Origin of the sequence: Chryseobacterium culicis (genome assembly GCF_900108365.1) — a bacterium.
Classification (GTDB): domain Bacteria; phylum Bacteroidota; class Bacteroidia; order Flavobacteriales; family Weeksellaceae; genus Chryseobacterium; species Chryseobacterium culicis.
Map to the genome: position 1 here is coordinate 1 of NZ_FNWQ01000007.1, position 22565 is coordinate 22565.

A 22565-nucleotide genomic window follows, 5' to 3' on the forward strand; every position below is an offset into this window, starting at 1 on the left:
AATGCTTAATGGAGATAGCTCACATGCCAGTGGTTATGATATACCTCTTACAGGCGCTGCTGATATTCCTGTTACTACAACGGCTGATGAACCAGATCCTGGTCAAATGATTACATTATATAGGGGTGTTTCATCAAAAATATTTCATAATGATAATAGCCAATATATAAATGCACATTTTGGAATTGCAATTCCGAAGGAATATTATCAAGTAAGTTCACTTTTTGGTCCTCATAATGACATGGAAGCACACGCTGGAGGAGACAATCTTAGTATTTGGACAAGTTGGACTACCAGTAAGGAAACTGCTAGAGATTTTGCTACAGGAGTAGCTTTTGGACCAGCAGTTCCTGGAATTATAATGTCAAAAAGTTTCAAGATTGGTGTAGCAAATCCTAATCCCTTTAATTTAGGGGAGGCCGAATGGCTTGTTCCTGGTGTAGTTTATGGTGCAAAAGTCGAATATGTTCGTCCTAGACCTGGACAATAAATAATTTACTCTAAAATAATATCAAAAAAATGAATGAATTAATTTATTCTAAAATAAAAGAATATGATCCTCAATTAAATGATTTTGAAATTTCATATTCAAATCACGCTTTAATTCTTGATGATTTAGTTTCCTTGTATAAAGGAAGAAATAAGATGGCTAAAAGTGAAAGTATAAAAGAATTAACATATGAGATCTTAAATAATCTTCTTTTAATTAAAAACGAATCTATTAGATATGTAAAGTTTGTTGTTGTGAGATATGATATGATCAGTAGGCTCTTTGTTTTTAATGAAGATTATTCAAAAGTTTTTTTTGATTTCATAGTTCCAAATGAAAATAATTCACAATAAGACTAAAATAAAAAACAAGTATATTATTTCAAGTATATTGGTAATAAAGCAGAGCATTGAAATTCAATGCTCTGATATTAAAATATAACGGCAAAGAGCTTCAGGAAACAGGCATGTACAGCTACGGATGGAGAGACTATATGCCGGATTTAGGAAGATGGAACGGGATAGATCAGCTTGCAGAAAGCTATCTATCTACCAGTCCATTTGCTTATGTAGCCAATAATCCTGTATCAAGATTTGATGTGGACGGAAGATGGATGGATGATTCAGTGCATATTACAGATACTACAGGACAGACCTTTGGGTTTCACGGATCGCAGTATAATCCTCTGATGTCTTTCAGTACGTATGACGGGATGCATACTAATGAGGGTTCTGGCGTTACAGATAATGGAAATAATAGAATTGCCCAAGGACCTAAGCCTAGTATTTTTGAGACAATAGGTAATTTCTTCAGAAATTTATTTGGTCGGAATAAAACTAAAAATAAAGTAGAAGTTGGACCAGCTGAAAAAATTTCAGAAGAGCGGTTTTCAAACCAGATTAGTACTTGGCAAATTGTTAGTGCTTTGTTGTTTAATAGTACAGACCCTTATTCAGGCAATTGAAAATATGGGTGTAGGATCTTATGCAGAGGAAAGAGAGAATGCAGGTATAGTTGCTACGCTTTTTATAAATCCTGAAGCAGCTTCTGAAGGACTTTAAAGAAAAGCACTGTCTAGAGAAGCCATGTCAAAAATCTAGGGAGCTGGCCCAAAAAGAATTGATCCACAGAATCTTCCAAAAAGTGTAACAGAAGATTGGGTTGAAATCTTAGCAGGAAGAGGTGTAAAACAACTTGATGAATTTGGAGTACAGGCCGTTACTCAAAATAGATCAGGAATAAGCCCAAAATGGGTTGGATCATTAGAGTGGAAAATAAAAGATGTTCCTGGCTCTGTTAGATTAAATTAGCAGCAGAATTGTTCAACATCCTGATGGGAAATGAGGACTGGCTATTGATCATGATTATACAAAAATTATAAATTTACCGACAAGTTCGGCAGTAAAATGAAAATAGAATTTTTATTAGAAGAACACTTATTGCTTACAACAAGCTATATAAAATTGATTTATAAAAAAGATTTTGATAAAATAATCATACGGAGAGAACATATTAAGTTTATCAATTTACAATTTGGAAAACTATTACTAAAAGATTTAATAATTAGGGTTTCTTTTAAAGCTTTTAAAAACGAATATGTTTTTAATGCATCTGATATTACACTTAACACAAAAGAAATTAGCATATCAGGAATTCTCAATGATCCATTAGGAATATATGATCAAGGATATATTGATAATTTTAAACTACTTACTGATCAAAAAGGAAAAATAAAATGGTATGATCTGAATGATAAACAAAAATATTATTATTTAAGAGGATGTGTTTTACTAGTTGGAGTAAAAGAGAATATAGATAATAAAAACTCAACAATAATTATTGATCTATCAAATGTACAAATTGATTTAGATGTATATTATGAAATTGGAAAATCTTTTTTTACTTCGTTCGGTTATTTTGGCACTGAATTCCATTCTTTTAGAGACTGTTTAGTTAGCATCAAAGAATCGTTAAATCAAAGAGAAAATATGCCAATTTTAAAAATAAAGGGATATAAAAATTTTGAAAAAAATTTTTCAAACAATATTCTATTCAGTGACTTTTATGAGAAATTCACAAATGTTGGTTTCAAGATTGAAAATGTGAAATAAGGTTTAACATTCCGAACAGATAGGCAATAAATTAGAGTATTGGTTTTCAATACTCTAATTTTAAAAACATTTGTAAAATCACCTTGGAAATGCCAGGGTAAGTTTTGTAAAAAACAGCGAAGGAGCTCCTGAAAATAAAATTGAAACTAGTGACTTGTTAAAAACTATACTTTTGTTTTATTGGTAGAAATACAAAACTTAACGGTGGTAGAACAAGTTTTCAAGAAGCTATTGTACAATTTGGATTGAAGGTAAAAGTCTTGTTGAAGCAATAAATAAATTTGCTACATCTTACCCCTGCCCTTAAATTTATAATATTATGAATAATAAAAAATTTTGTTGTAAAAAATTCGAGTATTATTATACTGGAGAAAAAACGATGGGACTTAATTTTAGGATTGTAAAATATGGAATGAATGTTCTTATTAAAGAAGCTAAATTTTATAGTAAAAAAATAGAAGATGTTTGTAGTAAAGCCTTTTTTATTACTGAAGGATACAGTGATAAAATCACCGATTTTAAAATCAAAAAAATCGTAATTAATTATTGTCCTTTTTGTAATCAAAAACTTAGAGATTTTTATACATCTGATGATTATGTACAGGAAACTATTGAATAAGATCTAAGGCATTTTTAGTTAGTATTTACAAAAGAAATCTGATGAAGTTTTAAGTAAACTAACTATGTTATATATTCCTAAAAATTAATTAAAAAAATGAATACTAAAAATTTTTGTTGTGAAAATTTTAGATTTTACAATTCAGGTGACAATATAATGGGGTCTAATTTTAGGATTGTTAAATACATTGGAAAATTTAGAGAAAATATGCTTTTGCTCATAGGGTAAAATACTATTAATGTTCACTTAACCTGACGAGCTTCTCACTCCTATCTACAAATAAATTAAAACCATTGTCCTTAAACTTAAAATAATATGAGTAATAAAAAATTTTGTTGTGAAAGACTAGAAGGCGCATATAGTGTACAGAATGGATTTGGTCTTAATTTTAGAATTGTGAAATTTACTGAACCTCTATATAGTAAATTAAAACTTATTAATCCAAATATGGTGGATAAAGGATTTGTTATGACATCAGGTTATATTCATACAATTAATGATGAAAAAACAATGAGTTTATTTATAAACAACTGCCCCTTTTGTGGCCAAAAATTAAGTGATTTTTATAAATCTGATGATTACGTACAAGAAATAATTGGTTAAAATATTGCTAACATCTCAACCATGTTGATCATAAATAAGAGTATTGGCTTTCAATACTCTTATTGTTAAAATATACATCACCGTGGAAATACCAGAATAAGTTGTGCAAAAAACAGCGAAGGAGCTCCTGAAAATTAAATGGAAACTAGTGATTTGTTACAAACTATATTTTTGTTTTATGGTAGAAATACAAAACTTAACGGTGGTAGAAATAGTTTTCAAGAAGCTCTTGTTCAATTTGGATTGAAGGTAAAAATCTTGTTGAAGCAATAAATAAATTTGCTACATCTTGCTCCTACCCTTAAATTTATAATATTATGAATAATAAAAAATTTGGTGGTAAAAAATTCGAGTATTATTATATTGGAGAAAAAACGGGATCGATGCTTACATACATTAAAAGAATTAAACTAAATACAAATCATAATAAGAGCAAGACTTTCCTCTAACTCAATATTACTCATTTACTAAAATCAAACACCCGTTCAATAATTATTCCTAATTATTACCATCTTCTATTGAAAACACAATGTTAATTAACAAATATTATTAACGTAAACACAATGTCAATCAGAAAATTATCACTAACTTTAGTCATAACTTTAAAACCAATTAACTATGTCACATATATTAGCTGGAGTATTTGCTCATCACAGCGACTACAAAAAACTGGAAAGTGATCTGGAAAATTCAGGATTTGAAAACGCAGATTACATTGTATACCTCAATGAAGGTTCCCACAACTCCCAATATCTGGCAAGTGTTACCGTACATGATGGCAACCAGATTGACCTTGCACGAAATGCCTTTGTTCAGAATGCAGCCTTGAAATCATACCTGTTTGAGAACATGAACATCAATGAAACAAATTACGATACCATCAAAAGGTACATTGATGCCAGAAACAGAGCCGAAATCCATAACAGCCCTGATATTAAAATCAAAACGTCAAGTGACGGCATGAATTCTGAAGTAAAATTCTAATCGATATAAAAATCTAATAGCCGGAGATCCGTAGTGCATACTGCGGATCTTTTATCTTTGAAAAAACTAAAAATTTTCGTATTTTCGTGATATTATAGGCATGTGCACAAATGAGTTACGATTTAGAACAGGAGAATAAAGAGATCCTTGCAAGATATAAGGATCTGATTTCTAATACATACAGAACATTGGATGAGGAAAATAATAAGCTCATCCGAAAGGCATTCGACATCGCTCTGGATGCCCACAAGGATCAAAGGAGAAAATCCGGAGAACCTTACATCTACCACCCTATTGCTGTTGCTAAAATTGTAGCCACAGAGATTGGTCTGGGAGCAACTTCTATTGCCTGTGCGCTTTTGCATGATGTGATTGAAGACTCTGACTATACCTACGATGACCTGAAAAAAATATTCGGTGAAAAAATTGCCAATATCGTGAATGGACTGACTAAAATCTCCATCATGAACCACCAGAATATTTCCGTACAGTCTGAAAATTACAGAAAACTGTTACTGACATTATCAGAAGATTTCAGGGTTATTCTCATCAAAATTGCTGACCGTCTTCATAATATGAGGACCCTGGAAAGCATGGCTCCCGATAAGCAGAAAAAAATTGCCTCAGAAACAGTCTATATCTACGCTCCTATGGCTCACCGCCTGGGGCTGTACAATATCAAATCTGAGCTGGAAGACCTTTCCTTAAAATATAACAGTCCTGAAGTATATAACGAGATCACGGAAAAATTGGAACTTGCCAAAGAAAACCGTGAAAGATATATCAACGAATTTACAAAAGAAGTATCGGCACGACTGGGTGAAGAAGGCCTAAACTTTAAAATCAAAGGACGTGCAAAAGCCATCTCCTCCATCTACAGAAAGATGCTGAAACAGGGGGTTTCTTTTGAAGAAGTTTTTGATAACTACGCCATCAGGATTATCTACAAATCGGATGCGAAAAATGAAAAATTCTTGGCATGGAAGATCTACTCCATCGTTACGGATGTTTACCACAGTAACCCTTCCAGAATGCGTGACTGGATTACCCAGCCCCGTTCCACAGGATACGAAAGTTTGCATTTAACGGTTTTAGGCCCGGACAAAAAATGGATTGAAGTTCAGATCCGTTCAGAAAGAATGGACGAAATTGCCGAAAAAGGAGTTGCCGCCCACTACAAATACAAGGAAGGTTACAAACAGAGTTCTGATGACAGAAACTTTGAAAAATGGGTAACAGAGATCCGTGAGGTACTGGAACAGCAGCAGAATCTCTCTACTTCGGAACTTTTGGATAATATTAAACTGAACTTATATTCTAAAGAAGTATTTGTATTTACCCCGAAAGGAGAAATTAAAATTCTGCCAACCAATGCTACCGCGCTGGATTTTGCCTTCTCCGTCCATTCCGATTTGGGAATGAAATGCCTGGGAGCTAAAATTAACGGAAAACTCGTTCCTATTTCCTACATCCTTCAAAACGGAGATCAGGTGGATATCCTCTCTTCTCAGAATCAGAAACCCAAATCTGACTGGCTGGAATTCGTAGTGACTTCGAAAGCCAAATCCAAGATCAAAAGTTATCTGAACTCCCAGAAAAACCAATTGGTAGAAGAAGGAAAAGAAATCCTGCAGAGAAAACTTCGTCATGCCAAAATCAATTTTAATGATGAAGAAATTAATAAGCTTCAGAAATTTTTTAATTTAAAATCGTCTCAGGAACTCTTTCTTAAATTCCAAAGCAATGAACTTGATGTCAGCAGCTTAAGAAAATATATTGAAAGTAAAAATGTATTTAATAACTTACTTTCAAGATTCAGAAAATCGCCCAACAAAAGCCAGCATTTCGAAGAGCACAAGGAAGAAAATCTTGACATGATTGTCTTTGGAAAGGATGAAGAAAAGCTGAACTACAGCTACGCAAAGTGCTGTACGGTAATTCCGGGGGATAAAATCTTCGGTTTCATCACCATCTCAGACGGAATTAAAGTGCACAGCGATACCTGTCCGAATGCCATTAATCTGAGAGCACAGTATGACTACCGTGTGATTCCCGCCAAATGGGTAAATGCGGAAAGCTTCAAAAACAGAGTGAAAATTGAAATTGAAGGACTGGACAGAATGGGTATGATTAACGATATCACTACCGTTATCAGCGGAAGTATGGGAATGGATATGAAAAGCATGTCTATTGAATCCAACAATGGTGTTTTCACAGGAAATATCAATCTGGAGGTCAAAAATAAAGGCCAGCTCGAAGAGACCTTTAAAAAACTTAAAAGTATCAATGGTGTTTCCATAGTGAGGCGACTACAATCATAATTATGAATTTATCTCTTTATTTTAAAAAATTTTTCAGCAACAGTCAGTCCTCAGGAATTATTCTTATTTTCTGTGTGCTTATTTCATTGCTTATTGCCAATTCATCTGCTGCAGAAAACTTTCAGCATTTTTTAGATAAGGAAGCAGGCACCCACCTTTTCGGATTGGAATATCCGGTCAGTATCTGGATCAATGACGGATTAATGGCCGTATTCTTCCTGCTGGTAGGTCTGGAAATAAAACGCGAACTTGTGGAAGGAGAACTGTCTTCTTTTAAAAATGCCTCCCTTCCTATTTTTGCTGCAGTAGGCGGAATGCTTGTTCCGGCCGTCATCTACAGCATTTTTAATACCGGTACCGAATACGGTAATGGCTGGGGAATCCCTATGGCCACAGACATTGCGTTCTCTCTTGCCATCATTTCGATGCTGGGTAAAAAAATACCCAATTCTATCAAAATATTTTTAGCAGCACTGGCTATTGTAGACGATCTTGGAGCCATTCTGGTGATCGCCGTTTTCTATACTGAGCAAATCCACTGGAGCTATCTTTTATTGTCTTTCGGAGTAACAGCTCTCCTATTTGTTTTAAATTTTTTAAAAGTAACCAAAACAATATTTTACATCATTCCGGGGCTTTTTCTGTGGTATTTCCTGCATCATTCCGGAATTCATGCCACAATAGCCGGAGTTTTATTGGCCTTTTCCATTCCTACCAATGCCTCCAATGTAGAAATTTCGCCATTGGAAAAACTGGAGCATCAGCTTCACATTCCGGTAAGCTTTCTGATCATGCCTATATTTGCCTTAACCAATACCAATATCACTTTTTCCAGTGAAATGGTAGCTGGAGTTACGAGTACATTAGGATTAGGAATTATTTGCGGTCTGGTCTTGGGAAAACTTATTGGCATCAATCTTTTCTCTCTGATCGCTATTAAATTAAAGCTCAGCTCACTGCCGCAAAACAGCAACTGGCTTCAGATGATCGGGGTAGGTTTATTGGCCGGAATCGGATTTACCATGTCCATTTTCATTGCATTGCTTTCCTTTAAAGGTGAAATTGAGATTCAGGATGAAGCAAAGTTTGCCATTCTGATAGCTTCTTTTGTAGCTGCAATTGCCGGATTCACCATATTGAGTATAAGTTCAAAAGAAAATCCGGAACTGGAAGAAAACTAATCTTTCTTACGGTTTTCCAGCTTTCTCTTATGTTCCTCAGCACTATCAAAATCTGGTTCTGTAACGGCATTACGGTAATGAACGGTTTCTTTACGAATTTCATCAGACAGCAGTTTCTCTATTCTCAGCTTTCTGATCGCCATATTCAGTTCATTCCCGAATAAAAGCAGATAAACATTCACATTTACCCACACCATCAGCAGTATCATACTTCCTATGGACCCGTACAAAACGTTATAGCGCGCAATATCCTTTACATAAATTGCAAAAATATAAGTCGTGAGTACAAACAAGACAGTTGTTAAAATAGCTCCGGGAACAGCCTGACGGAATCTTGTAATTTTTACGGTTCCCAGCCAGTAAAATAAAGTCAGCAGTATAAAATAGAAAAGAGGGAAAGAAACAAATCCGATAATGCTGGAAAGGTTGTCTACAAGCCAGGTAATATCATACGCCGGCGTAAAAAGCTTCATCACGACCTCCACATAATATACCCCGAAAAGGGCTAAAAAGACAATAGTAATAAAGCCTATTGTGATAAAGAATGAAAGAATAAATTCCTTTACATCCGTTAGTTTTTCATCCGAATTTTCATTAAAGCCATTGATCAGGGAAAATGTACCATTGGTGGCAAAAACAAGCGCTAGAATAATGGTGAGATTACTGATTCCTCTCATGTTCGGGATGATGCTGTTTTCGATATACCCTCTTACATCACCTTCCATATTGGAGGGAAAAACATTATGCATCAGTACATCAAAAATATAGAACTGAAGCTTGTCGTAATGCGGCATATAAGGTAAAACGGAAAGTAAAAAGAGTATAAAGGGAAAAAGACTTATGGTAAAGCTCCAGGAAATGGCAGCCGCTTTTCTTCCTATCTTCCCTTTGAAAATTCCGGAGATATAGATCTGAAACATCTGCCAAAGCGATATTCCTAAAACCGGAATATGGATGCTGTCAAAAAACTCTTGAATTTTTAAAATAAACTTAGGAACTTTTACACTCATCGATCTGTTTGTCTTTATACAAAGGTAGGGGAATTAAATTAAATAGGAAAAAGATCGTGGGGAATTAGACGGCAGATGTTTGGCAGCAGGAATTGGGGCAAATACTGTTTCTTAAAAAAGCACGATTCGATTTCTTCCCTTCTGATCTTAAATCCTGAACCGGAAAAACCGGCGGCCGGACAACCCGCAGTAAAAAAACACTTGAGCCAAAAACTTTGATCATTATCTCCTGAAATCTTATCTTTGCAGCTGAAACTTCTCAAAATGCGCATCAGCTTACTTTGCATCGGTAAAACAGATGATAAGGAAATTACCTCTTTAATCAATTATTATCTTAACCGTTTACCCAAACACTGGAATTTTGAAATCACGGAAATACCGGATGTTAAAAATGCCAAAAACCTATCGTCCGACCTGCTCAAAAAAGAAGAAGCCAAGCTGTTCTTACATCATATTGATAAAAATGATCTGGTGGTTATTCTTGATGAAAAAGGAAAACAGTTTACCAGCCGTGAATTTTCACAGAAAATTGACACCTGGATGAATTCTTCTGTAAAAAAAGTACATATTCTGATTGGAGGAGCCTACGGTTTTTCAGAAGAAATTTACAGCAGAGCAAATGAAAAAATGTCCTTATCTAAAATGACCTTTACCCACCAGATGATCCGCCTGTTTATAGTGGAACAGCTGTACCGCGCCGATCAGATTTTACAGGGAAAGCCTTACCATAACGATTAAAATAAAACCCTTCAAGATTCAGAAGGGTTTATAGTTTATAGGATTTCAAGCTTTTTGCTTATTAAAATTAATTATTTCAAACTGATCTGTCTCTTTGCTTCGCCCACCACAAAAGCAACGGAATTCGCTATATTAAAACTCCTGATGAGCTTTGACATAGGAATGGTCAAATGATTTTCAAAACGGTCCAGAACCTCTCTGCCCAATCCCACACTTTCTTTTCCGAACACAAGCCAGTCTCCGTCCTGAAAATCGGTTTCCAGATAAGATTTTTCAGCATGCGAGCTCATTAGAAAAACACGTGAGCGGTCAGGAATACTTTCAATCCATTCATCCACATCTGCATATTCAGTCACATCAAGATGAACCCAATAGTCCAGTCCGGAACGTTTAAGATTTTTATCATTAATCACAAATCCAAATGGATGAATCAGGTGCAGTCTGCTTTCTGTTCCTACACACAGTCTTCCGATATTTCCAGTATTGTTGGGGATTTCGGGTTCTACAAGAACAATATTCAACATCTCTCTATCGCTTTATTCGTTTTTTGTTTGGATGGGTATAAATGATGGGGCTGTCTTTTAAATTATTTCTTTACACATTTAGCATAAACGTCAGTAAGCACAGCTTTTTCATAACCTAATGCCACTGCTTTATCGAGGTTTTCACAAGCTTCCCTGAGTTTGGAAGTATCAAACAGAATCATAGCTCTGCTTACATAAGACGGTGCAAATTTGGGATCTATAGAAATTGCTTTATTGGCATCTGCAAGAGCTTCCTTGTATTTTTTCATTTTAAAGTAAACATCTGCCCGCCCATTATAAAGCAATGATTCCGGCTTCTCGGAGAGAAGTTTATTATAATCTTTCAAAGCTCCCTCAAGATCTCCATTATTCTTTTTGAGATTGGCCAATCCGGTTTTGGCAAAAAGGTTATCAGGAGCAAAAGTGAGAATCTGATTAAGATCTTTATGGCCAGGTCTTTTTTTCCCTGGCTGTCATAAATTTTGGAACGCGTAAGATATAAATCCGGAGTCTCAGCATTCACCTGAAGCCCTTTTTCTATATATTCCAGCGCTTTTACCTTATTTCCTTTCTGGCTGTAAAGCGACGAAAGATTGGCATAAACGGAAACTGACAGCGGATTTGCTTTCAACGCAGATTCGTAAGACTTAAAAGCCTGCGTGGTCTTTCCGAGTCTTCTCTGAGAAGTTCCGAGATAATCATAATATTCCGATTGAAATTTTTGGATCTGTTCTTTCTCTGCGAGTTTTAAATATTGCTCTTCGGCACATTTATAATCGGCTTTATTAAAACATTCTTCAGCCAGTTTTTTATCCTGGGCAGAGAAATTCAGAGAGATGCAGAAGGAAGCTGCTAGTAATAAAATTTTTTTCATGAAGTTATAGTTTGTTTATTGATCACTTTTTTGGTGAGTGCACCAAATATCACTCCCAATAAAGATCCAACAAACGCCCCCACCAAAATATCTATCGGGAAATGCACTCCTAAATATATACGGCTGTAGGAAACCACTATAGCCCATACAAATATAGCATATGGAAACCATTTAAGCTTATTTTTCAGTAAAATACTTAAAAATGAAGCCAGAAAAAATGTGTTAGAGGCGTGGGCAGAATAAAACCCATACTGTCCGCCGCATTTCACGATTCTCATATGATGCTCCAGTGTAGGATCATGACAGGGTCTCAGCCTTGCCACTCCATATTTGAAAACACCAGCCAGCTGATCTGAAACCGTTGCACCGATAGCCAAAAATATAAGAATAAAAACTAAAGATCTTAGCTGATGATTTTTGTATAAAAAATAAAGAAATATGATGTAAAGAGGAACCCAGATCCATGTACTGGAAATCAGCATCCAAAATTGGTCGAAAGATGAGTCGCCCAAATTATTAAGGTAAAGAAATACCTTCTTATCTTCCTGAATAATTTCCTCCATGATTATCTGCTTACAGGTCCTTCGTAAGTATCATCATCTGCCGGCTTAGGTTTTGGAGGTTCATTAGAAGCCGCTGAAGAGGGCTCTGTAAGAATATCTTTCTGGATATCATTCATCGGGTTAAAATCCTTTGCCGCATCTTTTACCTTTTCAATCTCACGTTTGATCTCAGAAACAGGATTATCTGTTTCCTTCATGATTTCAGTTTTGATATCTTCTACCGCTCCACGCATCTTTCTAACGCCTGCACCTAAGTCACGCGCAATCTGTGGCAGTTTATCCGGACCGAATAATACAACGATTGCAATGGCAATGAGTGCCATTTCTCCAATGCTTAATTCCATTTGGTAAAATTACAAAAGATTATTGCATTTAGGGAATGTAAACTAAAAATTTAAACAAATTTTAAGATTTTATAAAGTTGTATGGTTTTTGGAGGCTGAGCCACTTTCCTGGGGATTCAGGATTCAGGTTAATTTTATTTCAGTGAGCAGATCGGTGGTTTATTTGTTGCCGGGTTTCGGGGTGTTAAAAGTCTTGGATTATGATTACCATGCTATATCAGTTTCAGCTTATCTGCCACCTTAAACTCTTAACGCTCACTTCCCTAATCCTTATTATTTATTACCCATAACCTAACAATCATCAACTATTAATTAACAAAAATTTAATTCAAGACAATGAGAATTACGCAACAATTCTGTATATTTATAATACACAAACCAATAAATATTTATTATGAAAAAACTAGTGACTACTTTTAAAGTTTTCGCTGTCTTATCGGTACTGGCATTGCACAGCTGCCGCGACGAAAACAACGAAATGAATCAGCAGGAGGCTGTTCAGGCAAAGGTAACCGCAGATGACCTTAAAAGGGAAATTACTCCTCTCCTGTCGCCAACTGTTCCTGATGCCGTACAACTTCAGCTGAATGAATCCCAAAAAAATCTCGGAATTTATCTGAAAAATGATTTGCAGATAGCTGGAGTAGCTGTTCTGGGAAAAATTACAACTCCAAAAGGAATCGAGCTTTCCAAAAGCCTGATCACTGATAAAGAACAGTACACCGCTTCCGGAAACATCATGGATCCGTCTTCAGTAAAAATAGGGAAATTGGGTGAACTGTATACGGCGGAAGACCTTACTACAGCACAACAGGGATTAAGAGAAGCCATTACGGAAGAAATAAAACCCGAAACCCATGTAATGGAAATAACCTGGAACAGCAACAGCGGAAAATTTACTACGGTATGCTTTTACAATGATTCAGGAATTATCTGGGATAACATCTTCGGAGGACTTGTTATGATGGATACCAGAGGGAATGCTGAGGCTTCTAACAACAATCAGGCATCAAAAGTGGTTTCAACATGGTATAAGCAGTGGTGGACAGCCAACTGGCTGTGGGGTTCTAAGAGAGGTGAAGCCGGATATCAGATTACAATTTATTACTCCGGTTCTACGGTTTCCAATGCGGATGTAAGCGACTGGGGATACATCAGCTTGGGAAAGGCAAAAAGTGAGAGCAAAATTACTAAGAAAACCGGAGCCTACGGACAATGCCGTTATGCGTTGGGACTTTGTACTCCTACAGGATCTTTAAGTTTTAATTCCAGCAATTTCACAGTATCATTTTCAGGATTAGGAAGCAATATCGTAAGTAATGGGACAAAATCCCTTTATCCATAATTATCTTCATAAAAATCTGATTTTAAAGGAAACGGGAAGCTCAGTGAGCTTCCCGTTTTTATGAGTAAAATTTATATTTGTAGGGCCTTATCAGGCACCAGCTTTTAATTTCAGGGCTTCTATAGCATTCTCTTTCAATCCAAAAGTATGAACCAGTATCTCATAGAGCTGGCTGTCATTTTCTATAGATATGGACTCTTTAGCACCATCAGCAGACCGGATATTCAATACACCATCTGTATAAGTATACCGGGCATTTTCATCAACTTTGGAGAGAATCAGCCTGTTTTTGAAATGAGAATCCGGATGGGTAGACAAATACCAGTTGGAAATATCAAGATCAATAGGTTCTACATGCTCCGGTATGAAGCGGTATACCGGAAGCCACTGCTCTTTCTGCATCCAGAGTATATAGGTATCTTCTTTGCGGGAAACTTTAAAAATTCCGTTGGGAGTTTGCTGCTGATCTTCTTCATGCAAAAGTAGGGGTGCCGTAAGGGTAGCTGTCCCAAAGCCACAATCTGCCAAATATTTGCGATCTTCAAAATCCACAATAAGCAATAGATGGGTTTGTGCAGCAATACTATCCTCCTCTCTTCCCCACACTACTCTTCCGAGCTGAAGCTTTACATTGAATCCTAACATTTTTAAAACTTCACTCAACAGCAGGTTTTGTTCGTAACAATATCCACCTCTGGATTCGAGAACCAGTTTTTTAAAAATTTCATCAATTTTTAAGGAAGGAACGGTTCCTGTATAAGAATCAATATTCTCAAAAGGAATATATTTCGGATGAAGCTGATGTATTTTTCTTAGCGTTTCCCAATTCAATTCCGGAATTCCGGAGAAATGAATTCTTTCAAAATATGTATTCAGATCTGATGCGTTCATAATTAGTTGTTTCAAAAATGAGTAAAAATTACTCTTGTAAAATTATCAAATAGATGAAACGCGCATTAGCAATATGTTCAGAATAGAACAAATCTATTGTTAATTAAAAGTCTTTTTTTGTGGTTACATCTATTGCATCTTTTCCTTTTTTCTGAAAAGCAGAATAGGTAATGACTACACTGACCGCCATTAAAATAAATGCTAAAAAGAAAGGTGCTCCGGAAAATTTGAACGGTGCTTCATCATGGGTGAAATAGTAAAAAAGATTCGTCATCATGGGAGGCCCGATAATGGATGTTGCACTCATCAGACTCGTCAGCGCTCCCTGAAGCTCCCCTTGTTCATTAGAAGGAACGCTTTTCGTAATAACAGACTGTAAAGCAGGGCCGCAGATCCCTCCCAGACAATACGGTACCAAAAATACAAACATCATCCAGCCTTCGGAAGCAAAAGCAAATAACAGCATTCCTATGGCATAGAAAGCTAATCCGTAATAAATACTTTTCTGCTCTCCCAACTTTGGTGTGGTATACCGGATAAGCCCTCCCTGTACCAAACCTACCAATAAACCTACTACGCCTAGTGAGATTCCCACCATTCTTTCTGTCCAGCTGAATTTATACATGGTAAAAAAGCTCCAGTTGCTCTGTACGGCATGGCCAGCAATATAAATCAATATCAATGAAACAATAAGCCCTGAAATTTCGGGATGCTTCCCTAAAAATTTAAATGACCCTATAGGATTGGCACGTTTCCAGTCGAATTCTCTTCTTTTATCTTTATCCAAACTTTCAGGAAGGATGAAGTATCCATACAGGAAATTAAGTAAACATAAACCGGCAGCCGCATAAAAAGGAACTCTTGCACCGTAATGCCCAAGAACTCCCCCCAGAACAGGGCCTATAATAAAGCCTAATCCAAAGGCTGCTCCAATCAGTCCAAAATTTTTAGCCCGGTCTTCATCCGTAGAAATATCGGCAATATAGGCACTGGCAGTGGTGACACTGGCACCTGTAATCCCTGCAATAATTCTTCCCAAAAACAGCCACCATATAGTAGGAGCCAGCGCAAGGAAAATATAATCAATCGCAAATCCGAAGAGAGAAATCAGAATTATGGGTCTTCTTCCGTATTTGTCACTCAGATTTCCAACAAGCGGAGAAAAAATAAACTGTGTAAATGCATAGGCAAATCCCAGCCAGCCGCCATATTTTGCTGCTTCGCTGATATCTGCATGAATGAGCTCCTCTATCAATTTAGGAACTACAGGGATGATGATTCCCCACCCTGTTATATCGATCAGTAAAGTAATAAATATGAAGCCTATAGCTGCTTTTTTCTTTGAATTTTCCATGATGGTGCAAAATTAATCAAATCTGGAAAATAATGATTCTAAATTGTAAGTCAGGATATTTAATAAAATACGAATAACCTGTCTCAGAGGTATTATTGAAGCAGGTTATTCATATCAATTAATCAGTATTTTGCTAATTGTTGCTGGGTTTTGTATAAATCATTCTGTTGGTAATAATACCTTTGATTGGGTTTACATACAGGTTTCCTACATTGGAAACGGCCTGAAAAGCACATGTATAGAAACTGGAATGGGCCACTACCCTGTATTGATTATTATTGAATGCCTCAGGAATATCATTGATCATAAGCGCAGATGAATTAACATTGCTGTAATGAGAATCATTGACAAGGTTAGTCCAGATGCTTCCTTTAAGAACCTGCCACTGATACGTTATATTATCAGGCGTTTCATCTGTAGGTGTATTACTGATTACGGCGGTTATCGTTGCCGATCCGCCAACAGGTACTGTATGATCACCGGGCTGGGAAAGATAAGTCAGAGGAGCAAGGTAGTATTCCGAAAGGATATTATACACCCTTATCTGGCTAAATACCAGACCTGCACCCAGAGCTTCACCAAAAACCAATCGAACTTCATCCCACGCCGCCGGAGGAGTTACTTTCATAATCCTGCGTCCCTTACTGTCTCCAAGATCCAGAAGAAGATGCTCATTAATTCCCACACGGTAAACCTCCTGCCCGTTATTGTAGAAAACAAAGTTTCCGGCATTAAAGCTGGGATATAAGTTAAAACCATCCGAGGCGAAATCAATATAGACCGGTTTATCTGCCTGAAAATCGGCTCCCGTAGTTCCTACCCCTAAAGACATACTGCAAAGAACACCAGCACCTGTACCCGGCTTTAAAGAAGCATATGAATTTACATCCGTATCTGTCATATTGCCGGGATTAACAGCTTCTTTCCCCAGCCTGACACAAAGCAGTCCGCCATCATTTGAGCTTGAAGTATTAGTATCCAGCAATCTTCCGCATCCACCGTTAGGCAGCGTTACCATCTCCTGAGACTGTAGCTGGGAAGCTACCACAAAGCACACTATGGTCAAAATCCCGCGTAATATTGAATTTGTTTTCATCATCAATAATTTTAAAATGTAAATGTATACAAGAGAGAATTTTCATCCCTGAAAAGGGATGATTACAATGACAGCCTGCCATTTAAACTACCTGATTACGAACACAATATTGACAAAAGAGGACGCAGTGGCCGGCCCTATCACATCATAACTTAATATTCCGTTGGCGTCTATACTGACATTACCGAGAACTGTATTGTCAAAATCTGTCACATAATAATACAGATCTGACGGATTGGTAAAAAAGGGAATAGCTGCCGGAGCACCGGTACTGGAGACTTTTGGCGCAGAAAATTGAGTCTTGTAAAGCTGGAATAAATCTTTTGTCTTTCCTGTGCCTGCCACAGAAGTATCTATACTAATGGAGGGCATATAGAAAAACTTAACAATATTACCACTGATCGGAACCCAATTGGGAAGGTCTGAGGTTCCTGCATTTTGGGATAATGCCTGCCTTTTGAGGTCGTATACGAGCAAACCGTTAGCAGGATTGACAATTGTTGACAAATCGGAAATTCTGGGAATTAATACTCCTTTACTGGAGTTGGTAACATCTAATGCAGAACTCGTATCGGGACTGGGTATTCCTATTCCAATCTGTGAAAAGAGAGAACTGCCGGCAAGCAATGCCACAGTAATGAATAATTTTTCGATTTTCATTTTTGTTTTGTTTGGTGTAAATATAAAATAATTTACTACATAAAACGTTATTTACAAACAAAAATAAAGTACACAAACACCTTATTATCAATATATTATGTATAAAAAATTAATCAAAACCATTAGAATTATTAAACATAATTCTTACATATTGTTATTTCTTAAACTAACTTTAATCAAATAGCATACTATGCAACACATATAAATTATTCAAAAAGGTTACATCCATAGATGAGCATAAAAAAAAGGCCGTTTCTTTCGAAACGGCCTTTACTAATTTATTGTAGTGTGTATTACTTTGAAGCAAGTTCTTCTTTTGCAGAAGTGGATTTTCCGTGCACCTCTTCTTCTTTTCCTGTTTTAAGGAAGTCATAAGCAATTGCAGACGCAATAAAGATGGATGAATAAGTACCGAATCCAATACCGATTAACATCGCAAACATGAATCCTCTCAGGTTATCACCTCCGAAGATAAAGATCGCAAGGATCACCAAAATAGTGGTGAATGAGGTGTTGAATGTTCTACCCAATGTACTTGAAATAGAGTCATCAAACAGACCTGCCAATGTTAGAGATTTTTTCTCTCTCAGGTATTCTCTAATTCTGTCGAAGATAATTACCGTATCGTTAATTGAATAACCTAATACCGTAAGAATCGCGGCAATGAAATCCTGATTGATCTCCATGTTGAACGGCATATATTTGTGAAGCAATGAATAGGCTCCTAAAATAATGACCGCATCGTGGAACAGAGCAGCTACCGCTCCAAGAGAGAACTGCCATTTTCTAAATCTTACCAGGATGTAGATAAAGATCATCGCTAATGCAGCTAATACCGCATAAATACCGTGAGTCTGGATATCATCTGCAACAGAAGGTCCTACTTTTTCAGAAGAAATAATTCCTGCATGATCTTTATCAGCAGATTTGAAATCTTTCAAAGTAGTTCCTGCCGGTAAGTTTGTTTTTAAACCTTCAAATAATTTTTGTTCGATAATCTGGTCAGCCTTTAAAGATTCGTCTTCGATAAGGTAATCTGTAGAGATCTTTAATTGTCTGTTATTTCCGAAAGTTTTAGCTTCTACAGAAGAGTTTTTACCGTCTTCAGTTTTGAATAGAGCAACTAATTTTTCTTCAATATCTTCAGCTTTCACATCTTTGTCGAATCTTACCACATAGTTTCTACCACCGGTAAAGTCGATACCGTATTTGAAACCGTGTGTTGCTATTGAAATAACACAGATAACGGTAAGAACCGCAGAAATGATATATGCATATTTTCTCTTTCCAATGAAATCGATCCATGTGTTTCTGAACAGGTTCTTGGTAGCTGGAGTCCAGACAGAAAGACCTTTTCCTTTATTTAATCTTGAGAAGATCATTACTCTTGAAAGAAGTACAGACGTAAACAAGGTCATCAGGATACCGATCATCAGGGTTAATGCGAAACCTTTAATAGGTCCTGTTCCGAAGAAGAACAGTACAACTGCCGTCAGGAACGTAGTAGTGTGACCGTCAATAATCGCGTTCAATGCATGCTTGAAACCATCTTTGTAAGCTTCAAGAATACTTTTCCCAGCGAATAATTCTTCTTTGGTTCTTTCATAAATGATAACGTTCGTATCCACGGCTACTGCCATCGTCAGAACGATACCCGCGATACCTGGAAGGGTAAGCGTAAAGTCTCCCGAATCCATGATACCGAAAATATAGAATAAGTTGATCACCATTGCAATTACCGCATATACACCTGCTCCACCGTAGTAGAAAATGATGTACACAATGATAATAGCAAACGCAATGATGAATGACATTAAACCGGAATCAATAGCCTCCTGTCCTAAAGACGGACCTACAACCGTAGCCTGAACTACTTTTGCACCTGCAGGCAGTTTACCCGCACCTAATACGTCTACAAGTTCTTTAGCTTCTTCCTGAGAGAAGTTACCAGAGATCTGAGTTCTACCGTTAGGGATAGCATTTACAACGTTCGGAGCTGTATAAACTCTGTTATCAAGCGTTACAGCAACTGGTTTTCCAACGTTTTTCTCCGTTAATGTTTTCCACTCTTTTGCTCCTTTGGAGTCCATCTGCATATCTACTACCACTCTGCTCAGTTCGTCGTAGCTGATGTTGGCAGTTTCCACAGCACCGTCTACCGGAGCTTTTTGGTTGATGTTACCTCTGATAGCATACAATACCAAGCTTTCCGTATCTGTAGCCTCAGGTTTGTAACCCCACATGAACTGTGTATATTTAATGTTAGCCGGACGTAAGGACTGACCTACTTTGCTGTTCAATATTTTGTTTACAACTGCAGTATCAGATAGTTTTACGTTGGCTACACCATTGGTTCTTAATTTGTCAAGATGTAAAAGGTTCATGAAGTTCACATTCTTTGCCACTCCCATAGAATCACCTTTTGCAGCAACCATAGTTGTTAAAGTCTGGAAATAAGGCGCAATTTCAGGAACCTGCTGTACTTCCCAGAACTGAAGTTTTGCGGAAGTCTGAAGCATTTTCTTCACTTTATCAATATCCTTCATACCAGGCATTTCCACAGAAATTCTCGCTGTACCAGGAACTCTCTGAACGTTTGGCTGGATGGCTCCAAGCTTGTCAATTCTCGTTCTGATTACCTCGAAAGCTGTTCCTACAGACGCATCAATTTTTCTTTTAACAATGCTTTTTACCTGCTCATCAGGCGTATTGTACTTCACCTCAGTAAGGGTAGTATTTCCGAAAATTTCCGGATCTGCCAACTTAAGGTTTGTTCCTTTAGCTTTGTTAACTACATCGAACTGGTCAAAGAAGTTGTCGATGTAAGGTCTTGTAGAATTCTTCTGTGCTTCATCAGTTTTGTTTAAAGCCTCGATAAGTACAGGATTGGTGGAATAATTGGTTAAATCATTCACAAGATCCCTTTGGTTGATCTCCAAAAGAACGTTGATCCCTCCTTTCAAGTCAAGACCAAGTTTCATTTCCTTGTCTTTGGCTTTAGTGTAATAAAGTTTAGTGAATCCTAAATTCAAAGTATCCTTAGAAAGTCTTGTTATTTCTTTCTGATACTTCTCCGGATTGTCTCCTGCAATAGCAGTTGCCTGCTTTTCAATCTTGCTGGCGTACCATGTTGGTAATAGCTCGTTTAAGCAAATCAACCCTAGTACAATAGCGACAATTGTAATAAGTCCTTTTCCTTGCATTTTGTTATAACTACGTTAAATTAAGTCGGCAAATATAATGATTTTCTTGTATTTTATGAATTTTTAACAACAGAAATGGTTTATTTTCAGAGATATTGGTATTCCGATTTCTATTTAAGATTTAACAATTTTTTTTCGCTATTATAGTAAAGTCTTCAAAATATGATTGGTATAAAATTTTCATTCACTCTTTCAACACACTAACTCTCAAAATATTATGAAAAAACTACTTTTTAGCATCAGCATCTTTTCTTCCTTAATCGTTAATTCTCAAAGCATTAATTTGGAAGAATTTGTGACCGGACTTACCAGTCCCGTAGAAATTACAAACGCCAATGACAGCCGGCTTTTTGTAGTACAGCAAAACGGAATCATTAAGATTGTGCAGCCCACCGGAGCCGTTAATACAACTAATTTTTTAAACATCAGTTCGAAAATTATTTTTGGCGGCGAAAGAGGTCTGTTAGGACTGGCGTTTCACCCACAATACGCTACGAACGGGTATTTTTTTGTGTATTATAACAACACGGCCGGCAACGTTACTGTTGCCAGATACAGCGTCAGCACCACAGATCCGAATGTAGCAGATCCTAATTCTGAAAAAATCCTGCTAAGCATTCCGAAACCATTCGACAATCACAATGGAGGAAGCATTCATTTTGCTCCTGACGGAAAACTCTGGATCATCACCGGAGACGGAGGAAGTGGCGGTGACCCAAATAATAATGCGCAAAACAAAAATTCGCTGCTGGGGAAAATGCTGAGAATAGATGTAGATGCCACTGGCCCTTACAATATTCCACCGGATAATCCTTTTGCAGGAGCAGGAGTGGATGGCGCTGATGAAATTTGGGCGTACGGCCTCAGAAACGGATGGAAATTCTCTTTTGACCTTACAACAGGAAATGTACTGATTGCAGATGTAGGCCAGGGAGCCATTGAAGAAATCAACAAAATGCCCATTACCACAGCAGGTTTAAACTATGGATGGCGCTGCTATGAAGGCAATAATGTTTACAATACTGCAGGATGTGCTGCACAGTCTACGATGACGTTTCCGATTGCAGTGTATGATCATTCCGGAGGCAAATGCTCCATCACAGGCGGTTATGTATACAGAGGAACCCAATACCCTTCACTACAGGGGAAATATTTCTTCGCAGATTACTGTTCCACTCAAATCGGAGTTCTGGACAGCAACAATGCGATCACCTGGACTTCTCCTTATTCCGGAAACAATTTTTCTACTTTTGGAGAGGATTATCAAAAAGGTCTGTACGTTGCAGCAGTCAACAGTGGAAAAATCTTTAAAATATCTACCGGTACTTTAGGCACTCATGAAAATACTCTGCCCAGTATCAAGGTCTACCCCAACCCTGCTTCAAAAGAGATTTTCATTGATGGGGTAAAAGATAAAAAAGCAACGCTGGAAATTATCAGTGCCGAGGGAAGAAAAGTACTGGAAACTGATCAGATTACTGACGGTAAGGGAATTAATATTTCAGGAATTCCTGCAGGAATGTACTATATCAATCTAAAATCCGGAGAACTTAAATCTTACAGTCAAAAAATAATTATTAAGTAGCACTATTCTTTAACATAGCACGTATGCGGCGTTTAAAATACGGAGCGCATCAAAGCATGTCAGCTAAAA

At 36.9% G+C, this 22565-nt stretch carries 23 protein-coding genes; 12 read left to right on the plus strand and 11 right to left on the minus strand.

Annotation, left to right across the window (positions count from 1 at the left end):
* From BLW74_RS22565 to nhaA, 9 genes are all read left to right on the plus strand, one after another.
* The coding region (locus BLW74_RS22565) for a hypothetical protein (protein ID WP_167358478.1) at window positions 1-490 on the plus strand (490 nt) is incomplete at its 5' end.
* A 29-nt stretch (window positions 491-519) separates the two neighbouring features.
* Window positions 520-843: a hypothetical protein gene (locus BLW74_RS19425; RefSeq protein ID WP_089695284.1), complete on the plus strand. Its 324-nt coding sequence runs from the start codon at window positions 520-522 to the stop codon at window positions 841-843.
* Window positions 844-899: 56 nt separating this feature from the next.
* Window positions 900-1454, plus strand: a complete 555-nt coding sequence (locus BLW74_RS22830) for an RHS repeat-associated core domain-containing protein (RefSeq protein WP_139265770.1) — start codon at window positions 900-902, stop codon at window positions 1452-1454.
* Between the two features lie 442 nt (window positions 1455-1896).
* Complete coding sequence (locus tag BLW74_RS19435; protein WP_089695287.1) at window positions 1897-2601, plus strand: hypothetical protein; 705 nt, start codon at window positions 1897-1899, stop codon at window positions 2599-2601.
* Window positions 2602-2920: 319 nt separating this feature from the next.
* Entirely contained in the window at window positions 2921-3220 is a 300-nt protein-coding gene (locus tag BLW74_RS19440; protein ID WP_089695291.1) for a hypothetical protein, read from the plus strand.
* A 315-nt stretch (window positions 3221-3535) separates the two neighbouring features.
* Window positions 3536-3823 carry a hypothetical protein gene (locus BLW74_RS19445; RefSeq protein WP_089695294.1) on the plus strand — a complete coding sequence of 96 codons (288 nt, stop codon included), beginning with the start codon at window positions 3536-3538 and terminating at the stop codon, window positions 3821-3823.
* Between the two features lie 618 nt (window positions 3824-4441).
* Window positions 4442-4807: a hypothetical protein gene (locus BLW74_RS19450; protein WP_089695297.1), complete on the plus strand. Its 366-nt coding sequence runs from the start codon at window positions 4442-4444 to the stop codon at window positions 4805-4807.
* Window positions 4808-4917: 110 nt separating this feature from the next.
* Window positions 4918-7128 carry a RelA/SpoT family protein gene (locus tag BLW74_RS19455; protein WP_089695300.1) on the plus strand — a complete coding sequence of 737 codons (2211 nt, stop codon included), beginning with the start codon at window positions 4918-4920 and terminating at the stop codon, window positions 7126-7128.
* 2 nt (window positions 7129-7130) lie between these two features.
* Window positions 7131-8309: a Na+/H+ antiporter NhaA gene (gene nhaA / locus BLW74_RS19460; RefSeq protein WP_167358479.1), complete on the plus strand. Its 1179-nt coding sequence runs from the start codon at window positions 7131-7133 to the stop codon at window positions 8307-8309.
* Here nhaA and BLW74_RS19465 read toward each other — a convergent pair.
* The gene (locus tag BLW74_RS19465) at window positions 8306-9319 is read right to left on the minus strand and encodes a YihY/virulence factor BrkB family protein (RefSeq protein ID WP_089695307.1); all 1014 of its coding nucleotides are present in this window, start codon (window positions 9317-9319) and stop codon (window positions 8306-8308) included. The two genes, nhaA and BLW74_RS19465, sit on opposite strands and share 4 nt — an antisense overlap.
* A 264-nt stretch (window positions 9320-9583) precedes the next feature.
* On the opposite strand from BLW74_RS19465, the gene BLW74_RS19475 reads away from it, so the two are divergent.
* The gene (locus BLW74_RS19475; RefSeq protein WP_089695313.1) at window positions 9584-10057 is read left to right on the plus strand and encodes a 23S rRNA (pseudouridine(1915)-N(3))-methyltransferase RlmH; all 474 of its coding nucleotides are present in this window, start codon (window positions 9584-9586) and stop codon (window positions 10055-10057) included.
* A 71-nt stretch (window positions 10058-10128) separates the two neighbouring features.
* Here the strand turns inward: BLW74_RS19475 and BLW74_RS19480 are convergent, their stop codons facing one another.
* From BLW74_RS19480 to BLW74_RS19495, 5 genes are all read right to left on the minus strand, one after another.
* A complete protein-coding gene (locus BLW74_RS19480; protein WP_089695316.1) occupies window positions 10129-10581 on the minus strand; it encodes a tRNA (cytidine(34)-2'-O)-methyltransferase in 453 nt (150 codons plus the stop codon).
* Window positions 10582-10643: 62 nt separating this feature from the next.
* Window positions 10644-10850, minus strand: coding sequence for a hypothetical protein (locus BLW74_RS22725; protein ID WP_262487326.1), 207 nt, complete (start codon window positions 10848-10850; stop codon window positions 10644-10646).
* A 74-nt stretch (window positions 10851-10924) separates the two neighbouring features.
* A complete protein-coding gene (locus BLW74_RS19485) occupies window positions 10925-11455 on the minus strand; it encodes a tetratricopeptide repeat protein (protein ID WP_228424979.1) in 531 nt (176 codons plus the stop codon).
* Window positions 11452-12018 (minus strand): phosphatase PAP2 family protein, encoded by a 567-nt coding sequence (locus BLW74_RS19490; protein WP_089695319.1) that lies wholly within the window; start codon window positions 12016-12018, stop codon window positions 11452-11454. The genes BLW74_RS19485 and BLW74_RS19490 overlap by 4 nt, the downstream gene beginning before the upstream one ends.
* Before the next feature lie 2 nt (window positions 12019-12020).
* A complete protein-coding gene (locus BLW74_RS19495; RefSeq protein ID WP_089695322.1) occupies window positions 12021-12362 on the minus strand; it encodes a Sec-independent protein translocase subunit TatA/TatB in 342 nt (113 codons plus the stop codon).
* Window positions 12363-12756: 394 nt separating this feature from the next.
* Here BLW74_RS19495 and BLW74_RS19500 point away from each other — a divergent pair, with 394 nt between their 5' ends.
* Window positions 12757-13707 (plus strand): hypothetical protein, encoded by a 951-nt coding sequence (locus tag BLW74_RS19500; protein WP_089695325.1) that lies wholly within the window; start codon window positions 12757-12759, stop codon window positions 13705-13707.
* 90 nt (window positions 13708-13797) lie between these two features.
* Here the strand turns inward: BLW74_RS19500 and BLW74_RS19505 are convergent, their stop codons facing one another.
* The 5 genes from BLW74_RS19505 to secD all read right to left on the minus strand — a co-directional run bounded on the left by BLW74_RS19505 (window position 13798) and on the right by secD (window position 20911).
* Entirely contained in the window at window positions 13798-14598 is an 801-nt protein-coding gene (locus tag BLW74_RS19505) for an arylamine N-acetyltransferase family protein (RefSeq protein WP_089695328.1), read from the minus strand.
* Window positions 14599-14701: 103 nt separating this feature from the next.
* Window positions 14702-15952: a TCR/Tet family MFS transporter gene (locus BLW74_RS19510; protein WP_089695331.1), complete on the minus strand. Its 1251-nt coding sequence runs from the start codon at window positions 15950-15952 to the stop codon at window positions 14702-14704.
* 133 nt (window positions 15953-16085) lie between these two features.
* Window positions 16086-17051 carry a hypothetical protein gene (locus BLW74_RS19515; RefSeq protein WP_139265771.1) on the minus strand — a complete coding sequence of 322 codons (966 nt, stop codon included), beginning with the start codon at window positions 17049-17051 and terminating at the stop codon, window positions 16086-16088.
* Between the two features lie 84 nt (window positions 17052-17135).
* Window positions 17136-17708 carry a hypothetical protein gene (locus BLW74_RS19520; RefSeq protein ID WP_089695337.1) on the minus strand — a complete coding sequence of 191 codons (573 nt, stop codon included), beginning with the start codon at window positions 17706-17708 and terminating at the stop codon, window positions 17136-17138.
* Window positions 17709-18001: 293 nt separating this feature from the next.
* Complete coding sequence (gene secD / locus BLW74_RS19525) at window positions 18002-20911, minus strand: protein translocase subunit SecD (RefSeq protein WP_089695340.1); 2910 nt, start codon at window positions 20909-20911, stop codon at window positions 18002-18004.
* Between the two features lie 217 nt (window positions 20912-21128).
* On the opposite strand from secD, the gene BLW74_RS19530 reads away from it, so the two are divergent.
* A complete protein-coding gene (locus BLW74_RS19530) occupies window positions 21129-22496 on the plus strand; it encodes a PQQ-dependent sugar dehydrogenase (protein ID WP_089695345.1) in 1368 nt (455 codons plus the stop codon).
* Window positions 22497-22565: the final 69 nt, after the last annotated feature.

What these genes read in the sequence shown, in the direction of transcription:
- BLW74_RS19425 (WP_089695284.1), top strand. Translation starts at nt 520, where the DNA reads ATGAATGAATTAATTTATTCTAAAATAAAAGAATATGATCCTCAATTA.
- BLW74_RS19435 (WP_089695287.1), top strand. Translation starts at nt 1,897, where the DNA reads ATGAAAATAGAATTTTTATTAGAAGAACACTTATTGCTTACAACAAGC.
- BLW74_RS19440 (WP_089695291.1), top strand. Translation starts at nt 2,921, where the DNA reads ATGAATAATAAAAAATTTTGTTGTAAAAAATTCGAGTATTATTATACT.
- BLW74_RS19445 (WP_089695294.1), top strand. Translation starts at nt 3,536, where the DNA reads ATGAGTAATAAAAAATTTTGTTGTGAAAGACTAGAAGGCGCATATAGT.
- BLW74_RS19450 (WP_089695297.1), top strand. Translation starts at nt 4,442, where the DNA reads ATGTCACATATATTAGCTGGAGTATTTGCTCATCACAGCGACTACAAA.
- BLW74_RS19455 (WP_089695300.1), top strand. Translation starts at nt 4,918, where the DNA reads ATGAGTTACGATTTAGAACAGGAGAATAAAGAGATCCTTGCAAGATAT.
- nhaA (WP_167358479.1), top strand. Translation starts at nt 7,131, where the DNA reads ATGAATTTATCTCTTTATTTTAAAAAATTTTTCAGCAACAGTCAGTCC.
- BLW74_RS19465 (WP_089695307.1), bottom strand. Translation starts at nt 9,319, where the DNA reads ATGAGTGTAAAAGTTCCTAAGTTTATTTTAAAAATTCAAGAGTTTTTT.
- BLW74_RS19475 (WP_089695313.1), top strand. Translation starts at nt 9,584, where the DNA reads ATGCGCATCAGCTTACTTTGCATCGGTAAAACAGATGATAAGGAAATT.
- BLW74_RS19480 (WP_089695316.1), bottom strand. Translation starts at nt 10,581, where the DNA reads ATGTTGAATATTGTTCTTGTAGAACCCGAAATCCCCAACAATACTGGA.
- BLW74_RS22725 (WP_262487326.1), bottom strand. Translation starts at nt 10,850, where the DNA reads ATGAAAAAATACAAGGAAGCTCTTGCAGATGCCAATAAAGCAATTTCT.
- BLW74_RS19485 (WP_228424979.1), bottom strand. Translation starts at nt 11,455, where the DNA reads ATGAAAAAAATTTTATTACTAGCAGCTTCCTTCTGCATCTCTCTGAAT.
- BLW74_RS19490 (WP_089695319.1), bottom strand. Translation starts at nt 12,018, where the DNA reads ATGGAGGAAATTATTCAGGAAGATAAGAAGGTATTTCTTTACCTTAAT.
- BLW74_RS19495 (WP_089695322.1), bottom strand. Translation starts at nt 12,362, where the DNA reads ATGGAATTAAGCATTGGAGAAATGGCACTCATTGCCATTGCAATCGTT.
- BLW74_RS19500 (WP_089695325.1), top strand. Translation starts at nt 12,757, where the DNA reads ATGAAAAAACTAGTGACTACTTTTAAAGTTTTCGCTGTCTTATCGGTA.
- BLW74_RS19505 (WP_089695328.1), bottom strand. Translation starts at nt 14,598, where the DNA reads ATGAACGCATCAGATCTGAATACATATTTTGAAAGAATTCATTTCTCC.
- BLW74_RS19510 (WP_089695331.1), bottom strand. Translation starts at nt 15,952, where the DNA reads ATGGAAAATTCAAAGAAAAAAGCAGCTATAGGCTTCATATTTATTACT.
- BLW74_RS19515 (WP_139265771.1), bottom strand. Translation starts at nt 17,051, where the DNA reads ATGATGAAAACAAATTCAATATTACGCGGGATTTTGACCATAGTGTGC.
- BLW74_RS19520 (WP_089695337.1), bottom strand. Translation starts at nt 17,708, where the DNA reads ATGAAAATCGAAAAATTATTCATTACTGTGGCATTGCTTGCCGGCAGT.
- secD (WP_089695340.1), bottom strand. Translation starts at nt 20,911, where the DNA reads ATGCAAGGAAAAGGACTTATTACAATTGTCGCTATTGTACTAGGGTTG.
- BLW74_RS19530 (WP_089695345.1), top strand. Translation starts at nt 21,129, where the DNA reads ATGAAAAAACTACTTTTTAGCATCAGCATCTTTTCTTCCTTAATCGTT.